Source organism: Micromonospora sp. NPDC005710 (assembly GCF_040630995.1).
Classification (GTDB): Bacteria; Actinomycetota; Actinomycetes; order Mycobacteriales; family Micromonosporaceae; genus Micromonospora.
In genome coordinates this window covers 173362-186355 of the sequence record NZ_JBEXYP010000001.1, presented here as the reverse complement: position 1 = coordinate 186355, position 12994 = coordinate 173362, and the positions used below count along the sequence as shown (strand labels likewise).

10 protein-coding genes are annotated in these 12994 nt (G+C 70.5%); 5 read left to right on the top strand and 5 right to left on the bottom strand.

Going from position 1 to position 12994, the window contains the following annotated elements; genetic code table 11:
* Positions 1-5 precede the first annotated feature (5 nt).
* The gene (locus tag ABZ406_RS00890) at positions 6-1397 is read left to right on the top strand and encodes an AAA family ATPase (protein WP_357754835.1); all 1392 of its coding nucleotides are present in this window, start codon (positions 6-8) and stop codon (positions 1395-1397) included.
* Positions 1397-2026, top strand: a complete 630-nt coding sequence (locus tag ABZ406_RS00885; RefSeq protein WP_357754832.1) for a DUF4276 family protein — start codon at positions 1397-1399, stop codon at positions 2024-2026. The genes ABZ406_RS00890 and ABZ406_RS00885 overlap by 1 nt, the downstream gene beginning before the upstream one ends.
* Here ABZ406_RS00885 and ABZ406_RS00880 read toward each other — a convergent pair.
* The gene (locus ABZ406_RS00880) at positions 2011-2574 is read right to left on the bottom strand and encodes a hypothetical protein (protein ID WP_357754829.1); all 564 of its coding nucleotides are present in this window, start codon (positions 2572-2574) and stop codon (positions 2011-2013) included. The genes ABZ406_RS00885 and ABZ406_RS00880 overlap by 16 nt on opposite strands.
* A 153-nt stretch (positions 2575-2727) precedes the next feature.
* Between ABZ406_RS00880 and gatB the strand changes: the two genes are divergently transcribed.
* Positions 2728-4227 (top strand): Asp-tRNA(Asn)/Glu-tRNA(Gln) amidotransferase subunit GatB, encoded by a 1500-nt coding sequence (gene gatB, locus ABZ406_RS00875; protein ID WP_145785165.1) that lies wholly within the window; start codon positions 2728-2730, stop codon positions 4225-4227.
* 127 nt (positions 4228-4354) lie between these two features.
* Positions 4355-6712 (top strand): pyruvate dehydrogenase, encoded by a 2358-nt coding sequence (locus tag ABZ406_RS00870; RefSeq protein WP_357754826.1) that lies wholly within the window; start codon positions 4355-4357, stop codon positions 6710-6712.
* 48 nt (positions 6713-6760) lie between these two features.
* Here the strand turns inward: ABZ406_RS00870 and ABZ406_RS00865 are convergent, their stop codons facing one another.
* The 3 genes from ABZ406_RS00865 to ABZ406_RS00855 form a co-directional block, all read right to left on the bottom strand.
* Positions 6761-8353, bottom strand: coding sequence for a metallophosphoesterase (locus tag ABZ406_RS00865; protein ID WP_357754823.1), 1593 nt, complete (start codon positions 8351-8353; stop codon positions 6761-6763).
* 60 nt (positions 8354-8413) lie between these two features.
* Positions 8414-9586 carry a PQQ-dependent sugar dehydrogenase gene (locus ABZ406_RS00860; RefSeq protein WP_357754821.1) on the bottom strand — a complete coding sequence of 391 codons (1173 nt, stop codon included), beginning with the start codon at positions 9584-9586 and terminating at the stop codon, positions 8414-8416.
* Positions 9587-9677: 91 nt separating this feature from the next.
* Complete coding sequence (locus ABZ406_RS00855; protein ID WP_357754818.1) at positions 9678-11495, bottom strand: GAF domain-containing SpoIIE family protein phosphatase; 1818 nt, start codon at positions 11493-11495, stop codon at positions 9678-9680.
* Positions 11496-11680: 185 nt separating this feature from the next.
* Here ABZ406_RS00855 and ABZ406_RS00850 point away from each other — a divergent pair, with 185 nt between their 5' ends.
* Positions 11681-12607 (top strand): 2-hydroxyacid dehydrogenase, encoded by a 927-nt coding sequence (locus ABZ406_RS00850; RefSeq protein ID WP_357754815.1) that lies wholly within the window; start codon positions 11681-11683, stop codon positions 12605-12607.
* Here the strand turns inward: ABZ406_RS00850 and ABZ406_RS00845 are convergent.
* A complete protein-coding gene (locus ABZ406_RS00845) occupies positions 12601-12993 on the bottom strand; it encodes a PH domain-containing protein (protein WP_357754812.1) in 393 nt (130 codons plus the stop codon). The genes ABZ406_RS00850 and ABZ406_RS00845 overlap by 7 nt on opposite strands.
* Position 12994 lies beyond the last annotated feature (1 nt).

The following is a 12994-nucleotide window of genomic DNA, read 5'->3' as shown; positions in this document are numbered from 1 at the left end:
GCGGGATGCTAACACGGATCGAGATAGACGGGTTTAAGTCTTTTCGTGATTTCTCGTTGAACATCCCGCCCTTCCTGGTCATCATCGGACGGAATGCGGCAGGCAAGTCAAACTTGTTCGACGCTATTCAGTTTCTCAGTCGGCTGGCCGGCGACCCGGTACTTGAAGCAACCCAGCACATGCGTGGCGACATCGTGGATCTGTTTCACAAACACACCGACGGATCCTCGGTCGATGTGATGACATTTGCCGTGGAAGTGCTGCTGGATAGGTCTGTTACCGATGCGTTTGGTGACACTGCCGAAGTCATCCACTCGCGGCTTCGCTACGAGTTGACTCTTGAACTCAGGTCAACCGGACACAGTGGGACGCAGCGGCCCTACGTCGTCCGTGAGTCAGTTCGGAGGATCCGGCGGGCGGACGACACGTGGGTGGCCCGGTTCGACGCCGCGCAGCGTAAGCGGTTGGCGGCTTACCGCACCGGGGCCGATCCGTTGGAGACGGAGCAGGACGAGCAGGACCGGCCGGTCTTCAGCATCAGGCAGCAGGGCAATCAAGGGCGTAAGCGTCGGCTTCCTGCAACGGCTGCCACCGCGACCGTCCTGTCCAGCCTGACCACGGCGACTGACTTCCCTCTCCTGTACGCGCTCAAGCGGGAGATGCAGTCGTGGCGTCTATTACATCTGGATCCCAGTGCGCTGCGGGCCCCTGACTCCTACGACGACCCCGATGGCCTCGCGGCTAACGGCGGTCACCTGGCGAACACACTGCGACGGTTGGCAGATGAGACCGGTAATGACGACAGGCCGGAAGGGGCGCTGAACGACCTTTCCGCTGACTTGGCCGCCGTCATACCGGGCGTCATCCGGGTTCGCCTTGCTGAGGACGAGGCCCGCCGGCAGCGACAGGTGGAGGTGCTGACCCGAGAGGAGGCGCCGTTCTCCGCCAGAGTGGCCTCGGATGGCACGCTGAGGGCGATCGCCCTTCTGGCGGCACTCTACGATCCAAGAGGCGCCGGACTTATCTGCTTCGAAGAGCCTGAGAACGGCATTTTCCCGCAACGGCTTGCCCAGTTCGTCAGATACCTTCGCAACCTCGTGGATCGGGCCATCGACGCTAGAACCGACGGTGCCGCTCTGACTCAGCTCATCTTGAGCAGTCACTCGCCGGCGATCCTGCGAGCGCTGGAACCCGCTAACGCCCGGCTACGAACCGATGCAGTCTTCATGGACGTCGTTAGTCGTGTCCAGCGCGGCCAAGCCCGTAGTCGGATCAGTCGGTGGAGGGCAATTGCAGGGGCGCAGCAGCTCACAATCGATGACGAGTTGGATGTCGGAAGTGTGGTAAGCCCCAGAGAAATTGCTGAGTTCGAGGTCATGGCGGAGTTGGACAACTGATGCGGTATCTAACCTCTGCGTTGGTTTCCGAGGGCGTCACCGATGACCAGTTTCTTCCGAGGTTGCTGGCCAGGGCATTGACCGAGATCTGCTTGACCGAATTCGAGGACGCAGTCGACGTTGCTGACGTTCAGCCGTTACGTGACCGAAGAGGCCCGTGCTCGATACCTGATGTCATCGGGCTTGTCGAACAGAATCCGGCAAGCTTCTCCCTGATCTTCTTTCATCACGATCAGGGCGCCAACCGGGAGCGGACTGCTGCGGAGTGGCTGCGACCGCTGCGCGAGTTGTGGGGGGAGCGTGCGGAGAAGCTCGTAGCAGTGGTTCCGGTACGCGAGACAGAGGCGTGGCTTCTTGCGGATGGTGACGCACTGAGAAGTGCGCTCGGCGTCAGATGGACCGATGCCGAAATGGGACTGCCTGCACAGCCACGAATGGTGGAGCGCATTGCCGACCCCAAGAGCACGCTTAACAGCGTCATGGACCGGGTGAGCCGCTCAACTACCGACCACTACGGCCAACTTGGCGAGTTGGTCTCGCTGGCCCGTCTGCAGGAAGTGCCTGCCTACCAACAATGGTGGAGTGACACCTGCGACGCGCTGGTACGACTGGGTTACCGCGTAGCTTGACCTAAAGCTGGACCGGCGAGGTAGCGACGGGCCCGCTGGGTGACGCGCCACTGCTGGTAGAGCACCAACGCCCAGGCCATCGCCCCCAGTCCGGCTGTCCAGCGGGTGGCCGTCCGGTCGGTGCTGATGGCATGCAGCACTTGCATCGCCAGGACCACCCCGAGGGCCCAGGGCAGCCACCGCCGACGTACCTGCTGCTCGGCCTCCTTGCGAGCTAGCGTGTCGAGACGAGGGTCGTCGGTGGAACCGTCGCGCAGCGCCCGCCCGATCCGCCGCCTGGTCGCCGGGTCGGCACCCGCCGTCCGGGGCAACCGCTTGATCAGCCTGCGGCCGAACACGAGGGCAACGATCACGCCGACCAGCGGCGGGATCAGCATCAGCGCGAACGAGGCGAGGAGGTTGGACCACCCGGTGTCACCGTCGACAATCGCGGCGGTGCCCATCGCGGCGGCGCTGACAACGACGATTGCGGCGACTACGTACGTGCCGCGGCGGTCGCGTCGCTGCGGCACCTGCTCATCGGAGATGAACCGTCCCTCGGTGGTCACGGCTGCTTCCGACAGTCTCCCCGTATTCGTCATTGTCGCTTCGTACCCTGCAGTCGGTGACGCCACGCGCCCCTGACGAAACCCGGCCGAGGATTGATCGGACAACCCCATTAGGCTGGACAGGTTCTGTCCGGATCGCGCCTGGAGCGTCTCATGACCACGACACTGCCCGCGTACGACGAGGTCGTTGCGCGCTTCGAACCGGTGATCGGCCTGGAGACCCACGTCGAGCTGGGCACGAACACCAAGATGTGGTGCGGCTGCCCGACCGACTTCGGTGGCGAGCCGAACACCCGGGTCTGCCCGGTGTGCCTGGGCCTCCCGGGGTCGCTGCCGGTGGCCAACAAGGCGGCCATCGAGGCGATCATCCGGATCGGCCTGGCCCTGAACTGCTCGATCGCCGAGTGGTGCCGGTTCGCCCGGAAGAACTACTTCTACCCGGACATGCCGAAGAACTTCCAGATCAGCCAGTACGACGAGCCGATCTGCGTCGACGGTTACCTGGACGTCGAGGTGGGCGGCGAGACGGTGCGGATCGAGATCGAGCGGGTGCACCTGGAGGAGGACACCGGCAAGACGCTGCACGTCGGTGGTGCCACCGGCCGCATCCACGGTGCGACGGAGTCGCTCGTCGACTACAACCGGGCCGGGATTCCGCTCGTCGAGATCGTCACCAAGCCGATCACCGGCACCGGTGCGCTCGCCCCCGAGGTGGCCAAGGCGTACGTGGCCGAGCTGCGGGACGTGATCCGCACGCTGGGCGTGTCGGACGTGCGGATGGAGGAGGGTTCGCTGCGCTGTGACGTGAACACCTCGCTCAACCTGCCGGGAGCGGAGTGGGGCACCCGCACCGAGACGAAGAACGTCAACTCGCTGCGCTCGGTGGAGCGGGCGGTCCGCTCGGAGATGCTGCGGCAGGCGTCGGTGCTCGACGCGGGCGGCCGGATCACCCAGGAGACCCGGCACTTCCACGAGGACACCGGCGACACGACCCCGGGTCGCTCGAAGGAGACGGCCACCGACTACCGGTACTTCCCGGAGCCGGATCTGGTGCCGATCGCTCCGGACCCGGCCTGGGTCGCCGAGTTGAAGGCCGCCCTGCCGGAGCTGCCCCGGGTGCACCGGCGTCGGCTCCAGGAGCAGTGGGGCCTGTCGGACCTGGACATGCAGTCGGTGCTGAACGCCGGCGCGGTCGAGCTGATCGAGGCCACGGTGGCGGCCGGCACCACCCCGGCGGCGGCCCGCAAGTGGTGGCTGGGTGAGTTGTCCCGCCGGGCCAACGAGAGCGGCGTGGAGTTGGCCGAGATCGGTGCCACCCCCGCCCAGGTCGCGGAGCTGCAGGGGCTTGTCGACGCCGGCAAGCTCAACGACAAGATGGCCCGTACGGTGCTGGAGGGCGTGGTCGACGGTGAGGGTTCGCCCACCGAGATCATGACCAGCCGGGGCCTGGAGGTCGTGTCGGACACCGGCGCGCTCACCGCGGCCGTGGACGAGGCCATCGCCGCGAACCCCGGCATCGCCGACAAGATCCGCAGCGGCAAGGTCGCGGCGGTCGGCGCGCTCGTCGGGGCGGTCATGAAGACCACCCGGGGTCAGGCCGACGCGAAGACCCTGCGGGAGCTGATCCTGGAGCGCCTCGGCGTCCAGGGCTGACCCGCCGCCCAGCGTCGATCATGAGGTTGACGGTGGTCTGACGATCGACGACCACCGTCAACCTCATGATCAACATGTACCGCACCCCTTGTGAGGGCGTCAACGGCGACGCCTGGATGGAGTTCCCGTGGCCCGGCACGACCTTGACGTTCTTGACGAGATCCAGCGGCGGGTGCTCTGGCTCGCCACCCGGATCGTGGACGCCGCCAACCACGACCGGGCCACCGGCGACGGGGTGAAGGTCGGCGGCCACCAGGCGTCCAGCGCCTCCCTGGTCACCGCGATGACCGCCCTCTGGTTCGCGCACCTGGACGCCGAGGACCGGGTCGCCGTCAAGCCGCACGCGTCCCCCGTGTTCCACGCCATCCAGTACCTGCTCGGCAACCTGGACCGCTCGTACCTGCCCCGGCTGCGGGCCCGGGGCGGCCTCCAGTCGTACCCGTCGCGCACCAAGGACCCGGACGCTGTGGACTTCTCCACCGGTTCGGTGGGCCTGGGCGCGGCGGCGCCGCTCTTCGCCGCCGCCACCCGCCGCTACGTCGACGCGCACTTCGGGGCCCGCCCGCACTCCCGGTTCGTGGCGCTGATCGGCGACGCCGAGCTGGACGAGGGCAACATCTGGGAGGCGGTGGCCGACCCGGCGACCACCGGGCTGGGCAACGTCATGTGGCTCGTCGACTTCAACAGGCAGTCGCTGGACCGGGTGGTCCCCGGCATCCGGATCAACCAGTGGCGGGGCCAGTTCGAGGCGGCCGGCTGGCACGTCGTGGAGGTCAAGTACGGTCGCCGGCTCGCCGAGGCGTACGCCCGGCCGGGCGGTGCGGCACTGCGCGACTGGATCGACGCGATGCCCAACGAGCAGTACCAGTCGCTGTTCGGGCTGACCGGTCCGGTGCTGCGCAAGCAGTTCCTGGACGGCGCGCCCGCCGGCATCGAGGAGCTGATCGCCCACGTCGACGACGAGGAGTTGGGCCCGCTCGTCACCGACCTGGGCGGGCACGACCTCCAGGCCATGCTCGACGCGTACGCCCAGTGCGACGCGGTCACCGACCGGCCCAGCGTCGTCTTCGCGTACACGGTGAAGGGTTGGGGGTTGCCCATCGCCGGCAATCCGCGCAACCATTCCGCGCTGCTCAGCTCGGAGCAGGTCGACACGCTGCGCACCGCGCGGGGTTTGACCGCGGAGACCGAGTGGGACCGCCTCGACCCGGCGTCACCGGCCGGGATCCAGGCCAGCGCCCGCCGGGAGGCGCTGTCCCGCGCGCCCCGCGAGCGCGCGCTGGGGGTCACCGTCCCGGAAAGCACCGGAGTACGCGCAACCAAGCCGATCTCCACGCAGGAGGCCTTCGGTCGGGTGCTCGTGGACCTGGCGCGGGACCGGGAGGTGGGCCGCTACCTGGTCACCACCGCCCCGGACGTGGCCACCTCCACGAACCTCGCCGGGTTCATCAACAAGACCGGGGTGTTCGCCCCCACCGAGCAGCGCTCCTGGACCGAGGACCGGATGCTGCGCTGGACGGAGAGCCCCGCTGGGCAGCACATCGAGCTGGGCATCTCGGAGATGAACCTCTTCCTGCTGCTCGGTCAGCTCGGGCTGTCGTGGGACCTGTCCGGGCAGCCGCTGCTGCCGGTGGGCACCGTCTACGACCCGTTCGTGCTGCGCGGCCTCGACGCGTTCCTGTACGGCACGTACTCCGGCTCCCGGTTCGTGGTGGCCGGCACCCCGTCGGGCATCACCCTCGCCCCGGAGGGCGGCGCCCACCAGTCCACGATCACCGCGTCGGTCGGTCTGGAGCTGCCCGGGGTGACATTCGTCGAGCCGGCGTACGCGGCCACCCTGGACTGGCTGCTCTGCGACGCGCTCGGTCAGATCGCCGGCGGGTCGGCACCGGCCGCGACCGCCGCACCCGCCGAGGACGGCGCGTACTACTTCCGGTTGAGCACCCGACCGCTGGACCAGGCACCGTTCGAGGCGGCCCGCGCGCGGCTCGGCGACGCGGTGCTGCGACGGCAGGTGGTCGCCGGGGCGTACCGGCTCGTCGACGCGCACCAGGCGTACCCGCACCTGGTCGACGCCCCGGTGGTGCAGTTGGCCGCCTCCGGCGCGGTGCTGCCCGAGGTGCTTGCCGCCGCGGCGGAGCTGGCCGACGAGGGCATCGCCGCGCACGTGGTGGACGTGACCTCGCTGGACCGGCTCTACCGGGCCTGGCAGCGCACCCTGCGCCAGGGCGTACGGACGGCAACGGTGCCCAGCGTGCCCGGCGCGCTGCGCTCGGCGTTCGTCGATCGGGTGCCGGTGGTGACAGTGCACGACGCCGCGTCGCACGCGATGGCCTGGCTCGGTTCGGCGGTCGGCGCGCCTGCGGTGCCGCTCGGCGTGGACGAGTTCGGCCAGTCCGGCAGCGTCGCCGAGCTGTACGAACTGCACGACCTGTTGCCGGGCAGCATCGTCAACGCCGCCCTGGCCGCCATCGCCCTGCGCTGACCCGTCAACGTCCGCCCGCGCTGCCTGTTGGCCGGTGCCGGCGTCGGCTCAGCCGGTAGGTGTGGGCGTGGGCGTCGGGGAGACAGCGCCGGTCGGTGTGGGTGTGGGCGTGGCGGTCGGGTTCTCCACCAGGCGTCGTTCCAGGTTGACCTGGGCCTGCCCGGTGCCGCCGACGGTGATCGTGTCGTACGCCTGGAGCAGCTTCTGCTGGTCGAAGTAGAGCACGCTCATCGACAGCGGGGTGGGCTTCTCGCCCTCCAGGCCGCGCAGTCCGGCGCCGCCGGTGGAGCCCTCCACCATCAGCGTGGTGCGCTGCTGCCCGGGTGTCTCCGGCAGCTCGGAGACCTGCCGGGCGTGGGTGTGCCCGGCCAGCACCAGCGGGCAGGTGCCGGCGAGCGGCCCGGCCGACGCCGGGTCGTGCACGAGCGCGATGTTCACCGGTCGCGGTGATTGGCGGATCGTCGCGGCGAGCTGGTCTCCAGCTCCGATCACCTGGTCTTTCACCTGCTGGGTCAACCCGCTGCCGGCCGGGGAGGTGTTCTTGTCCGGGGTGAAGCGTGGGTCGCCGATGCCGGCGATGGTCAGCCCGGCGACAGTGGTGGTGGTGTTGTTCAAGACGATCGCGTTCGGTTGGCGGGCCACCGCGGCGGCGGTCTTACCGGAGTCGTGGTTGCCTCGGATGAAGACGTACGGCTTCTTCAGCAGGCCGATCGAGCCGACGAAGGAGGCCTCCGGCTCGCTGCCCCAGTCGGTGATGTCCCCGGTGTCGATCACCACGTCGATGCCGAACTGTTCCACCACCGTCCGGATCAGTTGCCAGCCGGTCGGGTTGAGGTGCATGTCGGACACGTGCAGCACCCGTGTGGTGCCCGGGGTCGGCTCCAGCAGCGGTAGCGCCGAGACGGTGGTGTAGAGCTGGCTGACGTTGCCGACCAGTCGCTGCAACTGCTCCGCGTACTTGGTGTAGTCGTTGGCGATCCGTCGGGCGTCACCGACGATGGCCGGCGCGTTGACCAGCAGCCCTTCGTAGCGGGGCTCCTCGATGGCCTGCGGACGCAGTGTCGCCGCCGCGGTGCCGAGGCTGCCGGCGGTGACCAGCAGTGCCAGCCCACCCGACCAGGCGGTGCGCCGGACGTCGCGGAAGATCAACCCGGCCAGGATCAACGTGACGAGCACCGACGCGCCGAGAGTGCGCAGGCCGAGGCGCATCACCCCGGAGCGGACGTCCTCGACGGCGCTCTGGCTGGCCCGGCTGATGCTGGCCGGGTCGTCGATGAGCGCCTCGGTGCGCCCCTGGTCGAGCGCGCCCAGTCGGACGGTGAGGTGGGTCGGCCCGTCGTGGCTGTCGAGCAGCAGCGCGCCGAGCGGCGGGATGTCGACGGTGGTGCCGCCGTCCCGGGCGGGGGAGATGCTGAGGTTGGCCCGGAACGGGCCGATGTCGGTGCTCACCCGACCACCCGCCAGCACCCCGAGCACCGCCCCGGCGAGGGCCACGGCGAGAACGGCGACGATCAGCCCGAGGCGGCGCAGTGGGCCCCTCGCGCCGACCCGCCAACCCGCCGGGCGCGGACGATCGTCGCCGGTCACCGGGGCGTCCCGGTCATCGGCGTCGTCGTGCCGCTCGTCGCGTTGGCCGTCCATGCTGAAAGTCTGACCTGCCCGTCGAAAGATCTTGGCAAACCTGAACGGATGGTGCCGGAATCAGCTGCGCCCGCCGTCGCCGCCCGCGAAGACCACCCGCAGGAGCCGGTCGTCGTCGCCCGCCGGGTTGCCCCGACCGTCATGGTTGGAGGTGCTCACCCAGAGCGACCCGTCCGGTGCGGCGGCCACCGCGCGCAGCCGACCGTAGCGGTTGGTCAGCAGCTCACTGGGCTGACCCAGCAACGTGCCGGTGTCGGTCAACTCCATCACCCAGAGGCGCTTGCCGCGCAGGCAGCCGGTGACCAGCAGCCGGTCCGTGGCGGCCAGACCGGAACAGGACGCGTCCGACGTCGCCCACTGTGCGATCGGGTCGGTGAACCGCTTGTCACCGGCCTGACCCTCGACCTCGGGCCAGCCGTAGTTGCCGCCCTTGGTGATCTGGTTGACCTCGTCCCAGGTGTTCTGGCCGAACTCGACGGCGTACATCCGCTTCGCGGCGTCCCAGGCGAAACCCTGGACGTTGCGGTGCCCCAGGGACCACACCGGGGAGTTGGGGTACGGGTTGCCGGCGGCGGGCCTGCCGTCCGGGGTGATCCGGAGGATCTTGCCGCCGAGGCTCTTCGCGTCCTGCGCGAGGGGGCGTTGACCAGCGTCACCAGTGCTGACGTAGAGCTGTTTGTCCGGGCCGAAGCCCAGCCCACCGCCGTTGTGCACATTGGCCTTGGGGATGCCGGTGAGGATCGGGGTGGGCTGCCCGCCGAGTCGCAGCCGGGCGACCCGGTTGTCCCGCTCGGTGGTGTAGTAGACGAACACCGTCTGGTCCCGGGCGTAGTCGGGGGAGACGGCGATGCCGAGCAGGCCACCCTCGCCCGCCGCCGCCACGTCGGGGATGGTCTGGAGCGGGCGGACCCGCAGCCCGTCCGGCCCGGACTCGGGCCCGACCTGGAGGACCCGGCCGTTGTCCCGTTCGGTGACGAGCGCGCCGCCGTTCGGCAGGAAGGCGATGGCCCAGGGCACCCGCAGCCCCTTGGCGAGCACTGTCGCCACCGCCTGCTGGCCGGCGCCGCCGGGGCCCGCCGACACGGACGGGGTCGGCAGGTTGGGCGGTTCACCGGCCGGGTCAGGGTCCGGCTCGCCGAAGCTGCAACCGGAGGCGACGAGCAGCGCCGCGCAGGACGCTGCGAGGGCCACCCGGAGGCGGCGGATGCGAGGGTACGGGGGACGGGCGCTCACCCGGCCCAGGGTAGCCCGCCGCGCGGCCCGGCCGGGCCCGTCGAGATCCAACGGCTGCCGATGCACCCGCCCGATGTCCCCGGTGGACCGCTCACCGGGCCCGTACGGCCAGCAGCGCGGTGTCGTCCTCACGGTCCCGGATCGAGGCGAGCAGCAGGTCGCACAGGTCGTCGAGGGCCAGCGTGTCGGTGCCGGACAGCCGGCCCGCCAACTCGGCCAACCCCTCGTCGATCGAGCGGTCCCGCCGTTCGATCAGCCCGTCGGTGTAGAGCAGCAGGGTGTCGCCGGTGGCCAGGCTCGTCGAGTGGCTGCTCCGCGGCGACGGACGGGCCAGCCCGAGCAGCGGCTCCGGTGTGCCCTGGAGAACCTCGACGGCCCCGCCGCCGCGGACCACCAGGGCCGGCGGGTGCCCGGCGTTGGACCAGGTCATCTCGTGCACACCGGCGCGCTGCGGACAGATCCGGACCAGCGTCGCGGTGGCGGCGATGGGCAGCCGCAGACCGCGGATGGCACCATCCAGGTCGCTCATGAGTGACCCGACCGTGTCCGGCCGGCCGAAGGCGTTGCCGCGCACCAGGTTGCGCAGCTGGCCCATGGTCGCCGCCGCCTCGATGTCGTGCCCGGCCACGTCCCCGATCGCGACGATCACGTCCCCGTCGGGCTGCTCGAAGGCGTCGTACCAGTCACCGCCGACCTCCACCCGGTCGGCCGCCGGCTGGTAGCGGGCCGCCAGCTCCAGCTCTGCCACCTCGGGCAGCCGGGGCAGCATGCTGTGTTGCAGGACCTCGGCGACGTGCCGCTGCTCGCCGTACATCGAGCTGTTGCCGACCGACTGGCCGGCCCGGCGGCCGATGTCAACGGCGGTGAGCAGGTCCCGGTCGTCGAACTGCTGACGTTGGGCGCCATTGACCAGGGTGATCGCCCCCAGCACGGTGCCGCCGGCGCCCCGCACCGGCACGCTCAGGTACGAGGCGATGCCCAGCCGGCTGGCGATGGTGGCCATCTCCGGGTCGGTGGTGCCCCGCGTCACGTCGGCCAGGGACGCCACGCTGCCGAGCCGGGGCTGGCCGGTCCGGAGCACCGCCCGGATGCTCGACTCCGGGCTCAGCCCGGTGCGCAGCAACTCGCCGAAGCGGTCGACGTCCGCCGCGCGGGCCGGATCCCGGTGCACCGAGACCACCTCGCGGGGCAGGCCGGTCGGCCCGATCAGGGTGAGCAGGCACCAGTCGGCGAGCAGCGGCACCATGGTGGCGGCGAGCCGCCGCAGCGCGATGCCCACGTCCAGGGTGTCGGCGAGCGTCTCGCTCACCCCGGCCAGCAGCTCCAGCCGCTCGTGCGCCTGCACGGCCCGCCGCCGGGCCTCCTGCGCGCCGTCGAGCGCGATCCGCAGTCGCAGTTCCGACGAGCAGGCGGCGGCCAGGTCGGCCAGGGTCCGCAGCTGCGCGGCAGTCCAGGCGCGGGGTTTGTTGTCGATGGCGCAGAGCGAGCCGAGCACCCGCCCGGAGAGGTCGGTCAACGGCATCCCGGCGTACGCGACCACGCCGAGGTCGTCGATGGCGAGGTTGTGCCGGACGCGGGGGTAGAGCCGGGCGTCCGGCAGCACCATCGGCATCTCGATGTCCACCACGTGCTGACAGAACGAGTGGCTCAACGGGGCCTGCCGGCGCTGTGACCAGGGCTCCGGCAGACCGACGGCGCCCGGGAAGAACTGCCTGTCCGCGGAGACCAGGGAGACGAGCGCGACAGGCACGTCGAGCAGGTCACTGACCAGCCGGGCGAACCGGTCCAACGCCTCGTCCGGGACGGCGTCCAACCCGGTGTCGGTGAGCGCGCGCAGTCGATCCGGGTCGCCGAGCGCCGAGGGTGGCGGGATCGAACGCCGGGCGTGGCCGGGGGAGCCGTCGGTCATCGCGCACCTGTCTGCCGGGGCGGAGGACGACGGCCCTCCGACCCTTCGTTATACATCGTTGAGGTGGGAGTCGAACATCTGTGTGCCGAGTCTCGCCCGCCCCGGCCCGGCGCGCCAGCCCTCGTTCCGCCGTTTCGCCGCCATGCCTCCACCGGCCGCCACGTCGGGGACTATCGTCGGCGGACGTGAAGGTATGGATTCCGCACCAGGCCGGCCTGAACCTCCTGGGTGAGCTGCCCGCGGACGTGACGGTCGAGGTCTTCGAGCACATCGACCGGATGCCGTCCGAGGCGGCCGGTGTCCGCTTCTGGGTGCCGCCGTTCCTGGGTGGCTCGGACGGGACGGCGCTGCTGCGGGAGTTGCCCGATCTGGCGGTGGTGCAGTTGCTCTCGGCCGGGGCGGACGCCTGGGCCGGCCGGACGCCTCCAGCGGTGACGCTCTGCGACGCCCGGGGTGTGCACGACCCGTCCACCGCCGAGTGGGTGGTCACCGCGATCCTCACCCAGCTGCGGGCGTTCCCGGCGTTCGTCCGCGCGCAGGCCGAGCGGCGCTGGGCGTACGCGGAGAACGCCCCGACCGACGAGCTGACCGGCAAGCGGGTGCTCATCATCGGTGCCGGCTCGATCGGCGCCGCGGTGCGGGACCGGCTCGCCCCGTTCGACGTGAGTTTCACCCTGGTCGCCAGGACGGCCCGCCCAGAGCAGGGGGTGCACGCCGTCGAGGAGTTGCCGCGGCTGCTGCCGGACGCGGACGTGGTGGTGGTGATCGTGCCGCTCACCGACCAGACCCGTGGCCTGATCGACGAGAAGTTCCTGGCCGCGATGCCGGACGGGGCGTTGCTGGTGAACGCCGCGAGGGGCCCGGTGGCGCACACCGAGGCGCTCGTCGCCGAGTTGGGCACCGGCCGGATCTCGGCGGCGTTGGACGTCACGGACCCGGAGCCGCTTCCCGCCGACTCGCCGCTGTGGGACATGCCGAACGTGCTGCTCACCCCGCACGTGGGTGGGTCGGTGCGCGGGTTGCTGCCGCGGGCCTACCGACTGGTGGGTGATCAGGTACGCCGGTTCGCCGCCGGGCAACCGCTGATCAACACGGTGGTCGACGGCTACTGACCGGGCGCGTCCGCCGGAGCGTCGGGCAGCGGCTGGCCGGTCGCCGCGACCAGTCGGGGCAGGTCCACCCCCCGGACGGCCGGCAGGGTGACCTGGTGGCCGTCGTCGAGCCGGGCGACGGCGCGCCCGCGCTTGTCGGTGGCCAGTTCGAGGACCTGGTCCCAGTCGATCCGACGCTGCCCGGCGAGCGCCCGGATGCGCAGCTCCCGCGCGTCGGCGTCGGTGCCGGCCCGCCAGGCCCACACGGCGACGGCCAGCGGGACCAGCAGCACCGGCAGCAGGTACGCCGAGGCGTTCGCCAACGGCAGGGCGCCGACGAAGGCGATGATCGCGGCCACCAGGATGGCTTGGTTGTACCGGAAGCGGACCGTGTCGGGCTTACTCACC